12 protein-coding genes are annotated in these 15,748 nt (G+C 44.2%); 3 read left to right on the plus strand and 9 right to left on the minus strand.

What is annotated here, in order from left to right:
• Nucleotides 1–777: 777 nt before the first annotated feature.
• Together ACOCD9_RS02200 and ACOCD9_RS02205 are read right to left on the minus strand one after the other, a co-directional pair.
• The gene (locus ACOCD9_RS02200) at nt 778–1,332 is read right to left on the minus strand and encodes a YqeG family HAD IIIA-type phosphatase (protein WP_287704274.1); all 555 of its coding nucleotides are present in this window, start codon (nt 1,330–1,332) and stop codon (nt 778–780) included.
• Nucleotides 1,333–1,448: 116 nt separating this feature from the next.
• Complete coding sequence (locus ACOCD9_RS02205; RefSeq protein ID WP_287704276.1) at nt 1,449–2,072, minus strand: class I SAM-dependent methyltransferase; 624 nt, start codon at nt 2,070–2,072, stop codon at nt 1,449–1,451.
• Between the two features lie 119 nt (nt 2,073–2,191).
• On the opposite strand from ACOCD9_RS02205, the gene hemH reads away from it, so the two are divergent.
• On the plus strand, nt 2,192–3,355 hold the full coding sequence (hemH, locus tag ACOCD9_RS02210; protein ID WP_002738693.1) for a ferrochelatase: 1,164 nt from the start codon (nt 2,192–2,194) through the stop codon (nt 3,353–3,355).
• A 95-nt stretch (nt 3,356–3,450) separates the two neighbouring features.
• Here hemH and ACOCD9_RS02215 read toward each other — a convergent pair whose 3' ends face one another.
• From ACOCD9_RS02215 to ACOCD9_RS02225, 3 genes are all read right to left on the minus strand, one after another.
• Nucleotides 3,451–3,702: a hypothetical protein gene (locus tag ACOCD9_RS02215; protein ID WP_002739055.1), complete on the minus strand. Its 252-nt coding sequence runs from the start codon at nt 3,700–3,702 to the stop codon at nt 3,451–3,453.
• A gap of 81 nt (nt 3,703–3,783) precedes the next feature.
• A protein-coding gene (gene prfB / locus ACOCD9_RS02220; RefSeq protein WP_196219750.1) for a peptide chain release factor 2 occupies nt 3,784–4,909 on the minus strand; the annotation gives its coding sequence in 2 pieces (ribosomal slippage) (nt 3,784–4,836 and nt 4,838–4,909; 1,125 coding nt in all).
• 180 nt (nt 4,910–5,089) lie between these two features.
• The gene (locus tag ACOCD9_RS02225) at nt 5,090–6,241 is read right to left on the minus strand and encodes a DUF3747 domain-containing protein (RefSeq protein WP_419546258.1); all 1,152 of its coding nucleotides are present in this window, start codon (nt 6,239–6,241) and stop codon (nt 5,090–5,092) included.
• Nucleotides 6,242–6,636: 395 nt separating this feature from the next.
• Here ACOCD9_RS02225 and murD point away from each other — a divergent pair, with 395 nt between their 5' ends.
• Together murD and ACOCD9_RS02235 are read left to right on the plus strand one after the other, a co-directional pair.
• Nucleotides 6,637–7,986 carry a UDP-N-acetylmuramoyl-L-alanine--D-glutamate ligase gene (gene murD / locus ACOCD9_RS02230; protein ID WP_419546259.1) on the plus strand — a complete coding sequence of 450 codons (1,350 nt, stop codon included), beginning with the start codon at nt 6,637–6,639 and terminating at the stop codon, nt 7,984–7,986.
• A gap of 281 nt (nt 7,987–8,267) precedes the next feature.
• Nucleotides 8,268–10,895 (plus strand): glycoside hydrolase family 10 protein, encoded by a 2,628-nt coding sequence (locus tag ACOCD9_RS02235; protein WP_419546260.1) that lies wholly within the window; start codon nt 8,268–8,270, stop codon nt 10,893–10,895.
• 168 nt (nt 10,896–11,063) lie between these two features.
• Here ACOCD9_RS02235 and rpsU read toward each other — a convergent pair whose 3' ends face one another.
• From rpsU to sufD, 4 genes are all read right to left on the minus strand, one after another.
• Nucleotides 11,064–11,246: a 30S ribosomal protein S21 gene (gene rpsU, locus ACOCD9_RS02240; protein ID WP_002738938.1), complete on the minus strand. Its 183-nt coding sequence runs from the start codon at nt 11,244–11,246 to the stop codon at nt 11,064–11,066.
• A gap of 172 nt (nt 11,247–11,418) precedes the next feature.
• Nucleotides 11,419–12,924, minus strand: a complete 1,506-nt coding sequence (locus tag ACOCD9_RS02245; RefSeq protein ID WP_419546261.1) for a pseudouridine synthase — start codon at nt 12,922–12,924, stop codon at nt 11,419–11,421.
• Between the two features lie 33 nt (nt 12,925–12,957).
• Nucleotides 12,958–14,220 (minus strand): SufS family cysteine desulfurase, encoded by a 1,263-nt coding sequence (locus tag ACOCD9_RS02250; RefSeq protein ID WP_287169971.1) that lies wholly within the window; start codon nt 14,218–14,220, stop codon nt 12,958–12,960.
• Nucleotides 14,221–14,275: 55 nt separating this feature from the next.
• Nucleotides 14,276–15,601: a Fe-S cluster assembly protein SufD gene (gene sufD / locus ACOCD9_RS02255; RefSeq protein WP_419546262.1), complete on the minus strand. Its 1,326-nt coding sequence runs from the start codon at nt 15,599–15,601 to the stop codon at nt 14,276–14,278.
• Nucleotides 15,602–15,748: the final 147 nt, after the last annotated feature.

The following is a 15,748-nucleotide window of genomic DNA, read 5'->3' on the forward strand; positions in this document are numbered from 1 at the left end:
AATAGACCTCTTGCAAAAGTCTTAAGTCGATCCTTGTACAGCAACATTTTTGAAGATTATCAACTACTAATAAATAATTAACTGAAAGTCCCTCCCATTATTGTTTCTATCGTTTGTTTTCGGATTTATGCAAGAGGTCTATACTACTTAATCGTTAGGCAGTAAGCATAAATAAGTTTTACACTTAATCATGTTTCACCTTTTCTCAAAAGGGTAGAAGGAGTTTTATCTATAAAGTTTATTTATTCTCAATGCCTAATGACCTAGTCGTTGGCTGCAAAACCTGCGAGTAACATTCTCCTAACCAAGCTGTTTTTTCTTCGTTTTTGAGCTTTGGTCAAACCTTGTTGAGAGCTACCTGAGATAATCCCACCACCAGACTGCTCCCATCACTTGACTAAGCTTTTGAGATGAGAGTTCTTGCCTAATTAATTTTTGAGAGTTCAAAAATGAGAAAAATAGGCATAAAATTGCATAAAATCCCTAAACAGAGCATTTAATTGATTAATTCTCATTCTTAATTCTCCTGAATACTGACTACTGGCTCCTCACCTAAGGGAAGATTTTTGATTTTTACAAGAGGTCTATTATAGTACAGGCTTTGATCGGAGGTAAACAAGGCGGTCGGGGGATCCCCACCAGTGCGCTTGCTCAGGGTGGGGAATTCCCGTGCCATATTTTCGTTAAGGTCTTTATCTCGGCTGACCTCATTTCAAATCCTCTATAGTATTTCCTACTTTTCGCCATTTACCTCTATAGTTAAGTATTTTTTAATATTTACTTTTGTGAGGATTGGTCAGGTTTTATTAAGTAATGCTGCGGATGCAGGGAAACGCCGAGAATTTGTGATATCCACACCTCAAAATCGTGGATTGGATAAGCTGCCCCCCCCGTCAAGGGATTTACCATTGGTTTCACCAGAATGGTAAACATTCCCAGACGATTTCCCGCTAAAACATCGGTAAACAAGCGATCGCCAACCATAGCAATTTGTTGGGGGGGGAGACTCATGGCTGCCATCGCTTGCCGGAGTTTGCGTCGAGAGGGTTTCACCGCACCGAGAAGGTAGGGAAGTTGTAAATTATCAGCGATCGCGCCGATGCGATTTTCACTGAGATTATTGCTGACCAACCAAATCGGTAGATAAAGACGCAAGGAATCGACCCAACGCTGTAAATCGTCAGAAACCGTCGTTTCCTGGAGGGGAACAAGGGTATCGTCCACATCGAGAATCAATCCCTTAATCTGATGCTGACTCAAAATCTCCAGAGTGAGACCGAGAATCGTATCCCCTAAAATTAAATCAGGTTGTAGAATTTTTGCTCTAGTCATTAACTTCTCAAAAATAACTGGCAGCGAGTCGATCGAACTCAGCTTGATTAAAAAACCGTTGCCTTATTTAGTATAAATGACCGACAGCCCCTGAAAATAATGCCGGATCCATCCCTTCACTTGGCCGCTTGAATCACCTGTAAACTACCACCAGCGTATAATTTTTGTTGACAATCACGAAAACCGATCGCCTGTAAAGATTGGATCAAGTCCCGATCGATAAACTGCCAAGCGGTATCGGTTTCAAATAATTGCAAAAATAGGGCTAAAGAAGGCCAAAAAAGCGGGTTAGTGGGTCGATGAAAATCCACGAGAGCAAAAATTCCCCCCGGTCTGAGAACTCGATACACTTCTTTAAGAATTTCCTCTAACTGCTCTGGTTCCATTTCGTGGAGAGCGGCGCTAGTATGAACAAAGGCGAATTCTCCGGCACTAAAGGGCATTTTTTCGGCTAATCCCTCCACATAATGCGCTTGCGGTACCGCTAAACTAGCTCGCTCCAGAGCCACAGGAGAGACATCTAAACCGGTACAGTGATCGGATAGGGGGACTAAATAACGGGTGGTTTGACCCGCACCACAACAGAGATCGAGGATAGGGTCATTTTTAGCGATTTTTAAACCTTCTAGGGCCAATTGCCGAAAACGGGACTCGCCACCCACTGCTAGGGCAGCCAGACGGGAGATACCATCGTAAAGCCATTGATATTGATAACTGAGGGGACGTAAAATTGTAGCCAAGATCAACCTCCAAGATTTGATTAAGTTCTCTGTAGCCTGTAATTTGTTTTAACGGTTCCACCGATATATTGTTAAACTTGGTAAAGAATCTGAAAATTTAAAAATTATCTGTTAACACTATGGGTCGCGTTGGCGTTTTATTATTAAATTTGGGTGGGCCGGAGCGGTTAGAGGATGTGCGTCCTTTTCTATTTAACCTTTTTTCTGACCCAGAGATCATCCGTTTACCGATCAAAGGATTACAAAAACCGTTAGCTTGGTTAATATCGACGCTAAGAGCGAGTAAATCCCAAGAAAATTACCGTCAGATTGGTGGTGGCTCCCCTTTACTCAAGATTACGGAAGCACAGGCCACGGCACTGCAACAACGTCTCGCGGAAATGGGCCGCGAGGTGAGCGTTTATATCGGGATGCGTTATTGGAACCCCTTCACCGAAGAAGCGATCGAGCGGATTAAACGGGATCATATCAAAAAATTAGTTATTCTCCCCCTTTATCCCCAATTTTCCATCAGCACCAGTGGTTCCAGTTTTCGTGTACTGGAGGAAATGTGGCAGCAGGATCCCTATCTACGTTTGACGGAATATACTCTCATCCCCTCTTGGTACGATCATCCCACCTATCTGAGTGCTATGGCGGATCTGATTGCGCGAGAGTTAGAGCAGTGTGCTAATCCTGACCAAGTACATATCTTTTTTAGCGCCCATGGTGTCCCCCAAAGTTATGTGGAGGAAGCGGGAGATCCCTATCAAAGGGAAATTGAAGAATGCACTAGGGCGATCATGCGTACGCTCAACCGACCCAATCAGTACACTTTAGCCTATCAAAGTCGCGTCGGTCCGGTGGAATGGCTAAAACCCTATACTGAAGATGCTTTAAAAGAGTTGGGAGAGCAGGGAATTAAGAATTTATTGGTCGTGCCGATTAGCTTTGTCTCGGAACACATCGAAACCCTGCAAGAAATCGATATAGAGTACCGAGAAGTGGCGGAAGAAGCGGGAATTGAACATTTTCAGCGAGTACCGGCTCTTAACACTCACCCGATGTTTATCGAATCTCTCTCCCAGTTAGTGGTCAAATCCCTAGAGGAAAAACCCACCACTTTCGAGCAAATTACCCATCCGAAAGCGAATATGAAAATGTATCCCCAGGAACGTTGGGAATGGGGGATGACAACGGCAGCCGAGGTGTGGAATGGTCGATTAGCGATGATCGGTTTTCTGGCAATTATTATCGAATTAATTACCGGTCAAGGACCGTTACATTTTGTTGGTTTATTATAACCTCAAGCTTCGTTGCCATTGCCTTTGACGGTAACTACCAAAATAAGGTTGGGTTAAACATAGTTAAACCCAACCATTGGCGATTTTATCTTCTCTTAGGACATCATATTAGCAGAACGAACATTAACGTTAACTTCTAGCCTGCCATTGCCGAGCATATCTAACCCAGTGACGCTAAACAGATTAGCTTTAATTCCCCTTTCCTGAAAATTAGCCTGTAATTCTTTGATGAGAACCTCTTCCACTTTCCCTTCATCATCTGCTAGAGCTTGGACGATTTTAGCGGCGAAAGAGCCAATTTTTGCGCTCAATATTTCTTCCACATTGGTAATCTCGATAATAACCATTGATTTTTCTTCTTAGTAGAGGACAAATAGCTTAACAAGCAATAAGAACAGAATTTGCAAGAAAATAGAGCTGCTCTCATCTTAGGAATCAGTATAACCTGCACTGTTCCCGCCCAAACGTAAATAGGCTTCAATAAAGCTATCTAAATCCCCATTCATTACCCCGGTAACATCGGTGGTTTCCACATTACTACGCAGATCCTTAACTAATTGATAGGGATGAAAAACATAGTTACGGATTTGATTGCCCCAAGCGGCCTCCACCATATCGCCGCGAATTTCGGCGATCGCTTGAGCCTGTTGTTCCCGAGCAATAATTAACAATTTCGCCTTTAATAAAGCTAGGGCTTTTTCTTTATTTTGTAATTGCGATCGCTCTTGGGTACAACGCACAGCGATGCCTGTGGGAAGATGAACCACACGCACGGCAGTTTCCACTTTATTAACATTTTGTCCACCTTTTCCCCCCGATCTAGTGGTGGTAATTTCTAAATCTTTATCGGGAATTTCTACCCTCACCGCATCATCGCCTAAAATTGGCATCACTTCCACCCCGGCGAAACTGGTTTGACGTTTACCATTGGCATTAAAAGGGGAAATTCTGACTAACCGATGGGTGCCTTTTTCTCCTTTCAGATAACCGTAAGCGTAGGTTCCAGCAATCTCAATTGTCACCGATTTAATTCCCGCTTCATCTCCTTCTGATATTTCCGCTAAAGTGACTTTATATCCCTGTTTCTCGGCCCAGCGAGAATACATTCTCAGGAGCATTTCTGTCCAGTCTTGGGCATCGGTTCCCCCGGCCCCCGCATTAATCGTTAAAACTGCTCCTTTTGCGTCGTAGGGACCATTTAAAAGCTGTTGCAATTCCCAGCGATCGAGGTCATGCTGTAAATGGGTTAAATTGTCCGTCGCTTCTTCTAGTAAAGCTCGATCGGATTCTAATTCTAATAACTCGATAATTGCCTTAGTATCTTCTAATTGTTCACACCAACTTTGATAGGTTTCTAAAGAAGATTTACACTCGTTTAGTTCTTGCAGGGTTTTTTGAGCAGTATCGGGATTATCCCAAAAAGTGGGGACGGCTGCCACCTGTTCTAAGTCTTTAATTTTGGCCCTTAAAGTGGGTAAGTCAAAGATAGTCCTGGGTTTTACCCAGGCGCGATCCTACTATCTCGATACCTTTTTTTAGTTCCGATATTTCCATGTTTTCAGTTATCAGTTATCAGTTATCAGTTACTCTAGAAGTCAGGAGTCAGGAGTCAGGAGTCAGGAGGCCGGAGTTGAGAGTTAGGGTTTTAGGGTTTTGGGGTTTTAGTTGAAATTCCCCCATTTTCCCATTTCCCCTATCCACTATCTGTTAACCGTTCCGCAGTTCCAGCGTTCCCTAAAATGGTACGATCGATCCGCGCAAGGGAGCAAGACTTTGTAAAGCGTTTTCAGCCTTATCACGACTGCTAAACGCGCCTATTTGCCAGACGCGACGACCTTGGTGGGAAGTGGGGAAAGCGTCGGGATAGAGAGAACGAACTTTGGTGCGATCGCTCTCGTTTTTAGCTTCGATTACTACTTTAAAGCCTTTGCGGCCACTATTGCTAGTATTGCCACTACTGGGATTAGCAGCCGGTCGATTAAAAGTAATCACATCCGATAAACTTCTCTGATTGCCTAGGTTGCGCGGCGGCGGCGGCGGTACAATTGTATTACTATTCTGAGCATTGGCTTGCCCTGAGCCAAGTCGAAGGGGAGGAGTTAGGGGAGGTAAATTAGGGGTAACTGGGGTCTGTGGCGTAAAATTTGGCTCTGGTACTGGATTACTGACCACTGGCTGAGGATTGCTCTGTACTGCTGTTTCTGCAGCCGTAAAGGTATATTCTCGCACTTCGGGATTAGCAGCAGGATTAACCGGTGTTTCTGCTTTGACGGATTCTCTGGGGAGGGGTGTGGGGGGGATAGACGATTGGGTACCCGCGAGTAATTCTGGAGGAGGATTGAAACTGGGACTATCGGCAGTTAGATAGATATGACCGAGATTTTGACCGGCTAGACTGCGTTTAGTAAAGCGCCAGCCATCGATGAGATAAATTTGGATTAAACCGGTCCCTAAACCTTTTGTCCGTCCAACAATTACCTCCGATTGCCTGGGATTGCGGGGGGTTCCCACGAGGACTAATTCCCCGTTGCGTTGTACGATACGCAGCAGGTATTCTAAACCGTAATCTTTGCCCTGAATGCGAAGGGAATAACCGTTACTGTCGGTGGCCCGTTCACAACTGCCGGTAAAATCGAAATCGAGGAGGAGAGGCTGAACAATGGTCGGTTCTCTGCCATTTACCGCCCAACATTGGCGTTTTCCGGGGATTTGTTGCAAAATCAGTAAATCGTATTTACCGTTACCGTAGGGTCGGGCAATAGCGATAAAATCCTCTTGATTAACTTCTCTTTGTTCAAAGAGAGTTGCTTGACTCGGTGTAGTCAGGAGACAACCCCCCAGAAGTGAAAACAGTAGGGTAAATTTTAAGGATGATTTTAGATTCATAAATAGGGTGTGTTGTTATTGAGATCGTACTTGCATTTATTTTATCGATCTAGACGTAAGCGAGAGAATTTTGTTTTCTTGGAAGATAGCTAGGGTTTGTTCAATAAATCTAAAAACCTTGTTGGGTAAAACTTTTAGACTTTTTGGAAACCAAAAAGTCCCAGATCTGGGAGTGATCGGGTGGAAAATTCAGGTACTTTTTCCCTGAAAATTAGGTAATTGACCCGCTCAAAATCGCTAAAACCCTACACCCTACACCCTACACCCCACACCCTACACCCCACACCCTGCCCCCACCGAAAAACTTTTTGCCGCAAACCCTAGTTATTACTCGACCTAATCCACAGTAGGATAGAGATTGCTAAAAATTGACTCTTGAGTAGAGTGGCAACAAGATGGCGAAAGCGGCGATTATTGGATTGGGAAGATCGGGAATAGCAGCGGCAAGATGCTTAAAACGGGATGGTTGGCAGGTGACATTAAGCGATCGCTCTGATTCTCCCAGTTTACAAGCAACCAAAACCAATCTGGAAAGAGAAGGAATTATGGTCAATCTTGGTCAAAATCTCAGTCTAGAGGCTTCAGACTTGCCTAATCTTATCGTGGTTAGCCCCGGCGTGCCTTGGGATGCCCCGATTTTAATTACTGCCAGAGAAAAAGGCATCGATACGATCGGAGAATTAGAATTAGCTTGGCGTTATCTGCAATCTTCCCCCTGGTTGGGGATTACGGGAACTAACGGCAAAACCACCACCACCGCCCTCTGTGCCGCTATTTTTCAAAAAGCGGGGTTAAATGCCCCTTCCTGCGGTAATATCGGCTATGCTGCCTGTGAATTGGCTTTAAAAGCCGATAAATACGATTGGATTATTGCGGAGATTAGTAGTTATCAGATCGAGTCCAGTCGGGATTTATCGCCGAAAATCGGCATCTGGACAACTTTTACCCCCGATCACCTCAGTCGTCATCAAACTCTGGAAAATTATTATCAGATTAAAGCCTCTTTACTGCAAAGAAGCGATCGCCAAATCCTCAACGGTGATGATCCCTATCTGCGTCAAATCGGTGTTAGTCAATGGCAACAAGCTTATTGGACTTCTGTGAAGGGCAAAGAGGCACTTTTGGGCGATCCTAGTCGTGGTGTTTATCTGCAAGATAACTGGATCGTGGCTTTTGGGGAGTTAATTGCCCCGGTTAATCTGCTGAAAATGGTGGGTAGTCACAATCAGCAGAATTTGCTTATGGCTGTGGCCGCCGCTAGATTGGCGGGAATCGAGAAAAAAGCCATTACCGAAGCGATCGCTACTTTCCCCGGAGTTGCCCATCGTCTAGAGTACATTTGTACTTACAAAGGACTAGACTTTATTAATGATAGTAAAGCAACTAACTACGATGCCGCCGCAGTGGGCTTAAAATCTGTCCCTAGTCCGGCGATTTTAATCGCGGGGGGGGAAGCAAAAGCAGGGGATGATCGGGTTTGGATCGCTGAAATTAAGGCAAAAGTCGCCACCGTGCTGCTTATTGGTGACGCTGCCGCCGATTTTGCCCGTCGTTTACAGTCAGCAGGTTATCAAGATTATGAATGTGTAGAGACGATGGACAGGGCAGTTCAACGCGCAGCCGAACTAGGACTAGAAAAAGAGGCTAAAGTGGTGTTATTATCGCCCGCTTGCGCTAGTTTTGACCAATACCAAAGTTTTGAACATCGCGGCGATCACTTTCGGCAATTGTCTTTACAGTTGTAGGGGGATGGGGAATTATGAATTATGAATTATGAATTATGAATTATGAATGGGGGGATGGGGAGATGGGAATTATGAATTATGAATTATGAATTATGAATGGGGGAATGGGGAGATGGGGGAATGGGGGAATGGGGAATTTCAACTAAAACCCCAACACCCTAAAACCCCAACACCCGCGTTGCCGACGACTAAGACGCAATTTTTGTTCCCCAAGATACTATTTTTTGGCTAAGTTGGGTAAGATCAGGAGGAGTTAACCAAAAAAATTAAGAGAAAAAAACGTGCTGGGATCGTTCTTCCGTCTTGATCATCTTTTTAACAAGCCCCTGATTACCTGCCTCTTGTCCTGTGTTGCTGTCTTACTACCGATCCCAGTTTTAGCGACACCGGTGGCAGTGTTAAAAAGTCAAGAAAATGCCAATCAATGGACAGCTATCACTGATCGTTTGCAAAATGTCGGGGTTAATTACTGCATTCTCCAGAGTAATCAGTGGCAAAGCGACGCGGATTTGAATAAAATTAAGGTTCTCATCATCCCCAACGTCGAGACTATTTCCGGTTTACAAGCTAGTGTCTTGAGTCGTTGGCTGAATCGCGGTGGTAAAATTATCGTCACCGGTCCGGCGGGAAATCTTTCGGAACCTGCGGTGCGCGAGCAACTGCGATCGCTATTTGGGGCTTACTGGGCTTATCCTCACTCCCAAGCTTACACCCTGCGGCCGACTAATTTAGGTGAACTGAAAAACCAAAAACCTTTAGCCAGCAGTCTCCTCGGTGGTGTGGTTATCCCCACTGGAGTTAATAGCCAAACCGTTGCCGTCTGGGGGGCGCGCAACAATCCCCCCGCCGTTGTCCTCAATAATAACTCGATTTTTCTCGGTTGGCGCTGGGGCAGCGATGCCGTCGCTAATCTCGCCCTCGATAGTGCTTGGCTAGAAACCGCCCTGCAACGCTACGGCATTAATCGCAGTTCTTCTGTTAACACAATTGCCCCCTATTGTCAAGGAAACTCAACAATAGTTAATAATATTAACAATACACCAACAGCGATCTCACCCCGTCGCCCTCTACCCCAGATTTTAGAAAATCCCCCCAGTGAAACAACGAGATTAAGCCCGAATACCGAGGCAATTCCCCCCAGAGCGAGCCTAACTCCTCAACAAATTAGCCAGATGACGGCGGAATTGCAGGGATTAATCGGGCGTTATGGGGCGACTCTCTTAGCTTTAGAGGCCAGCAATAATAACACCTTAACTACTGATAAATCCCTAGCACAAGCATTTCATGAGCGGGCGAAAAACTCCCCCACCACAGATACAGCCAGACGATTCCGTTTAGCCCTAGAAAATGCCCAAGGAACCTTAAATAATTTTCAGAATTTAATCGCTCAGGGGGACTATACCCAAGCGCGGGAATTTTGGTTACAAGCGCGGCGAAATCTTTGGGATAATTATCCCACTAATCGACAATTTGCCCAGCCAGAAATACGGGCAATGTGGTTAGATCGAGGCACGATCGTAGAAGCTAAAAATGAGGACGATTTAGCTAAAGTATTCGATCGCATGGCGGCAGCGGGTATTAATGTGGTCTTTTTCGAGACAGTTAATGCTAGTTATACTATTTATCCCAGTCAAGTTGCCCCCGAACAAAACCCTTTAACCAGAGGTTGGGATCCCCTAAAAGTTGCCGTTAAATTAGCCCATGAACGCAATATGGAAATCCACGCATGGGTGTGGGTTTTTGCGGCGGCTAATCAAGCTCATAATAAAGTATTAGAGCAACCATTAGATTATCTCGGACCGGTTTTATCGCGTAATCCCGATTGGGGGGCAACAAATAAAAGTGGTGGTTATTTTGATTATAGTCAAGGCACGAAAAAGGCCTTTTTTGATCCTGCTAATCCCGACGTACAGAACTATCTTTTATCTCTTTACGAGGAAATTGTCAAGAATTACGACGTGGATGGCTTGCAGTTAGATTATATTCGCTATCCCTTCCAGAATCAAAATTCTAATCAAACCTATGGTTATGGTAAATCCGGCCGTTGGTTATTTAAACAAATGACGGGAGTTGATCCGATTACTTTAAATCCTCGGGGTGCTTTATGGGAACAATGGACTAGCTTTAAAATCCGTCAGGTTGATACTTTTGTCTCGCAGGTTTCTACTCGCTTAAAACAGATTCGCCCTAACTTAAAAATGTCGGCGGCGGTGTTTCCACTAGAACAAAAAGAACGATTATATCGTATTCAACAAAACTGGGAAGAATGGGGAAGAAATCAATGGATAGACCTGATCTTTTTAATGACTTATGCTCTCGATACAGGGACTTTAGAAGAGAAAACCAAGTCTTTGTTTGATCGACAAATTGCAGGAAATGCTCTGATTATACCCGGTATCCGTCTGTTAAAAGTCCCCGATCAAGTCATGATCGATCAACTACAATTTATTCGCAATCTTCCCACTTCGGGATTTGCTCTTTTTGCCACAGAAAATCTCAATCCCAACCTGCAAACAATTCTTAATCGCATTCAGGGATCGATAATTACGAAAAAAGCTGAACCTTTACCCCACCGTCAACCCTTTAAAACGGCAGCGGCGCGGTTTAATTCTCTGCGTCAAGAGTGGAGTTTTTTAATAGTGAATAATTTATGGGCAATGGAGGAAGGAACATTAAAAGCCTGGGGGCAAGAAGTGGACGAAATGGCTAATCTATTAGAACAATTAGCTACTAATCCCAGCCCTCGCAATTTGACTTTAACTCAAAATGCTTTAAAGCGATTTAGCTATCAATTTAAATCTGTGATGTCCAGACAAAAAGATTTATCTGCCTATCAAATACAAGTCTGGGAAAATCGCCTCGCAACCCTACAAAATCTCCTAAGTTATGGTCAAAGGGTTGAGTTTTAAGCAGTCGTGCAGAATTAATTTCCCAGTAGAGATAGGCACTCTGGCAAGAGACAGCCATCAGCTGTTTTATCTCTACTCCCCTGCTCCCTAATCTGTTTCCCAACCCCCAAAACCCGATCAAAATAAAAGACAGCCAGAAGCCTTTATTCAGCTTCTGACTGGTGGAATTTAACGACGACGGGTTCTTTGTCGTCTTCGGGCTACTGCTTTACGCTTTCTCTTTTCTTGAGGGGTTTCAAAAAATTGATGCTTTTTGATATCCGCATAAATTCCCGCTTTCGCTACCTGTCGCTTAAAACGACGTAGGGCTGATTCGATCGCCTCGTTCTGACCAACTACCACTTGGGTCATTAACCTAATTCACCTCCTTTAATTGCTCTCTGCCTAAAAAATGCCAACTTCTCATTATAGCACAATCTAGGGTAAAAAGCGATCAAGGCGGCCTTTAATTAAGGAGAAATTTAACGGGAGTCCTCTTGCTCCATTTAGATAGCTAATTTGTTGCTGTTAGCAATTATAGCTCTCAAAAGGGAGTGGGAATGATTAGATCAATTTTAGTTTCGGTCTGAGGATGACGAAAAGATAATTGTTTAGCGTGTAGGTATAAACGGTCAGACTGCTTACCATTATACAAAAAATCGCCTAAAATTCCTATCCCTAATCCCTGTTGACTATGAACGCGAATTTGATGAGTTCTTCCCGTGTAGGGAATAAATTCAAGGCGAGAATAATTGCCTTCTTTACCGATAACTTTAAAATAGGTTTGACTAGCTTTTCCCCTTTGCCAGTCCACAGTTTGATAGGGTCGATTTTGCGGATTTCCCCAGAGAGGTAGGTCAATTATACCTGATTCTCGCTCAATAATTTCTGATAATATAGCTTCGTAGATTTTCTCCACTTCTCGCCGTTGAAATTGTTGGGATAAACAACGATAAATATCTAAACTTTTAGCTAGTAATAATATACCAGAAGTTTCTCGGTCTAAACGATGAACTGGAATGACATTTTTTCCCTGACGACGAAAACGATTGACCACAGCATCTTGACTATCTTGATAACGTCCTGCTACCGATAATAATCCCGCGGGTTTATTAATAGCAATTATTCCCTCGTCTTCGTAGATAATTTCTAGGGATGAACGTAAACCAGAAAGTAAAAAACCCATGAGAGGTTGACATCTTTCTTGACAAGCGCCATAAAATTCTCCCTGTTTTCTATCTCGATTCGATTCTCCCCACCAAAATTCGGCCATGGCGATGGGTTTTAATCCTTTCATGGCGGCATAATTTAATAATTTTGGGGCGCAACATTCCCCTGTTCCCGTCGGTAACAAATTACTGCCCATCAATTTAGCTAAGGAGAGAGATTGTCCAGAAAAGTTATTTAAACAGTAGGATTGATACAGCAATTCCTGTAACTGTTTGGAGAGGTTCCTACGCTGTTGCTTAAGTTCAATAATTCTCTGATTGGCTAAGTTTATTTTCTCAATTAATGGTTCTAAAACTTGTTTTTGTTCCTGTTTTAATTGCTTTCTTGCTCTTTTTTCCTGACGACTGAGATTATTTAACTTTTCTAATTCTTCTGGCTTTAAATTCCCTGAATTTCTTAATCTATCTCGTTCCTGTTTATGGGTTTGATGTTGTTGCTGTAAAGCTTGTATTTTACGCTCAAAATTTGCTTGATTGAGTCGATATAAATTATGTTCGGGAATTGATTGTAGGGTGATAATTTCCTGTTTAATTGTTTCTAAAAGTTGCAAAACTCGCTTTTCTTCCCGAATAATTTTTTCTCTCCCCACTAGGGACGGAACCCAGCCAGCAGCTTCTCCCTGTCCAGAAAAAGCTTTTAAAATTTCTATTTCGCCAGCAGCATTTTCTCCTAACAAAATTCCATACATTTTGCCTTGAGGATTGGTGATAGTTGTCATCAAATCTTGGGCGATTTTTTCAGCCAAAAGAGTGCGGGGCAAGCGCAATAACTCGCCCGTTTCGGGACAAATTCCTTGATAATAATAGGTAACTTCCTTCACTCTTTAAGAACAGGAAAGGGGCCAGAAATCCCCCTAAGAAAAACAATTGGCAAAGAAATCAATAGTTTCCTGTAAAGCGACAATAAAGCTATCAATTTCTTCGCGGGTATTATAAAAATATAGACTTGCCCGCGCGCTGCCGGAAGCATCAAAAAGGCGGTGTAGAGGTTGGGTACAGTGATGACCAGAACGAATAGCGATTCCTTCGTGGTCTAATAAAGTAGCTAAATCACTAGCATGAATCCCTTCCACATTAAAGGCGGCTAAACTAGCCCGACCTTGGCCCGTTAAACTAGGTGGCGGCCCGTAAATTCTTAAACCCTCAATTTCTCCTAATTTTTTGAACAAATGGGCGGTTAATTCTTCTTCGTAGGCATGAATATTATCCATCCCTAAACCCCTTAAATATTCTACCGCAGCACCGAGAGCAATCGCTTCGCCAATAGCGGGGGTTCCAGCTTCAAATTTGTGGGGCAGTTCCGCACAGGTAAAATGGTCTAAATAGACTTCTGCAATCATTTCGCCACCACCAAAAAAGGGCGGCATTGCCTCTAAAATAGCCTCTTTGCCGTACAAAAATCCAATACCGGTGGGGGCGCACATTTTATGACCACTAGCCACCAACCAATCACAATCTATGGCCTGCACATCAATGGCTAAATGGGGGACACTTTGACAGGCATCAATTAATACTTTCGCCCCGACTTGATGGGCAAGGCTGACTATTTCGGCAACGGGATTAATACAGCCTAATGTATTAGAAACATGAAGGACAGCAACTAATTTAGTTTTGTCAGATAACAAAGATTTATATTGTTCTAAATCAAAGCTTTCTTCGCTGGTTAATGGCACATATTTAATCACTGCCCCCGTCTTTTGGCAGACAATTTGCCAGGGGATTAAATTACTGTGGTGTTCCATAACCGAGAGAATAATTTCATCCCCTGCTTTCAGGGTATTTAACGCCCAACTGTAGGCGACTAAATTAATCGCTTCCGTGGCGTTGCGAGTATAGACAATTTCCTGACGAGAAGCGGCATTAATAAACCTAGCCACCTTATCTCTGGCTCCTTCGTAGGCTTCCGTTGCCCGGACACTTAAAGTATGCGCCCCCCGATGCACATTAGCGTTATCTTTTTCGTAATAGTTTCGCAGGGTTTCTAATACTTGAATGGGTTTTTGGGAAGTGGCGGCACTATCGAGATAGATAAGGGGTTTATCGTGTACGGTTTGATGGAGGATAGGGAAATCGGCGCGGACTTTTTGGGCGAGGGTTTTTTCTTGGATAATTGTCATTTTAGTCAGGAGTCAGAGGGGTACTTTGGGCAGGTTGAGACCCACCCCGGTAGAGTTATTCCACACTGCGACAGGCGACGCATTGCCCCAATCTTTGGCGGAGGGATTCTAGAGGAATTTTAGCTAAAATCTCGGCCGAGAAAGCATCAATTAACAAACTGCGGGCGGTGTCGGCACTTAAGCCCCGGCTTTGCAGATAGAATAAATCATCGGCTTCCAGTTGGCTAATGGTTGCCCCGTGGGAACATTTGACGTTATCGGCGGTAATTTGTAATTCGGGTTTGGTGTTGACTCGTGCCTTGTTAGAAATTAACAAATTCCGATTTAACTGGGAGGCGTTGGTTAATTGGGCGGGTTTGGGAACAAACACTTTACCATTAAAGATGGCGTGAGCGCTACCATCAACGATACATTTATGCAGTTGGTTGGCGATGCCGTGGGGATGGTTGAGATAGATGGCGCTGTGGGTATCGGCGGTTTGTTGTCCGGCAATCATGGCTAATCCGTGCAGATTTGTCTCGGTTTGTTCTCCTTTTTGCAGGATATCGAGGTTATGACGGCAGAGTTTAGCTCCTAGATTTATCTCGTTGAGAGTGTAACGGCTATCGCGCCCTTGTTCAATTATCGTGCGTCCGATGTGAAAACCATCTCCCGATTCCCGTTGTACTCTGGTATGGATGACCTCGGCGTTGGCTTCGAGGTAAATTTCCGTGACAGCGTTGGTAAAATAAGAGTAATTTACGGGTAAATCGGAGCAATGTTCGGCTAAAGCTCCGTAATTCTCGATAATATTGACACTGGCTCCCGTTTCCGCCACGATGAGGCTATGGGGCTGATAAAAGCGGGGAATTTCCTCCACAACGGTGATAAATAGGAGATGTATCGGGGTTGTGACAACGGTGTTAGCGGTGACGTGAATTACTGCCCCATCGCTTAGTCCAGCTTGGTTGAGTGCGGTAAAAAATTCGGGGGTTTTTTCTTTCCCTAGATAGTTGACAAGAACATCTTTTTGTGCATTGGCGAGATTGCTGACGCTGACACCGGGGGGTAAAGCGGAGATATCGGACAATTCAGGCTGATAAATGCCGTTAACGAAGACTATACGGCTGTTTTTGGCTTCGGGCAGTAAAAAAACAGCCAGAGCATTTTTATCGATTGTAACGGTTTGGGGAGCGCGAAAATCGATCGCCCAGAGTTGACTTAAATCGGTGAATTGCCATTCTTCGTCTTTTCTGCCAGGGATGGCTAATTCTTGAGCTTTACTGGCTCCCGATTCTCTTAATTCGAGAATTTTACTGTTATCGACAGTGGGAACCGTTTCTCGCGACAATTTTAACAATAATTCTCCTGATTGTTCAGGTTTCGTGATTATGGCTGTCATTGGTAGGTGGGGGTGGGGGTTGGGGTGTGGGGTGTGGGGTGTGGGCTTCGGCCGTGAGCTCAGCCGAACGGGTGTGGGGTGTGGGGTGTGGGGTGTGGGGTGTAGGGTGTGGGGTGTGGGCTTCGGCCGTGAGCTCAGCCGAACGGG

It is taken from the genome of Microcystis sp., from assembly GCF_048564745.1.
GTDB lineage: Bacteria > Cyanobacteriota > Cyanobacteriia > Cyanobacteriales > Microcystaceae > Microcystis > Microcystis ichthyoblabe_A.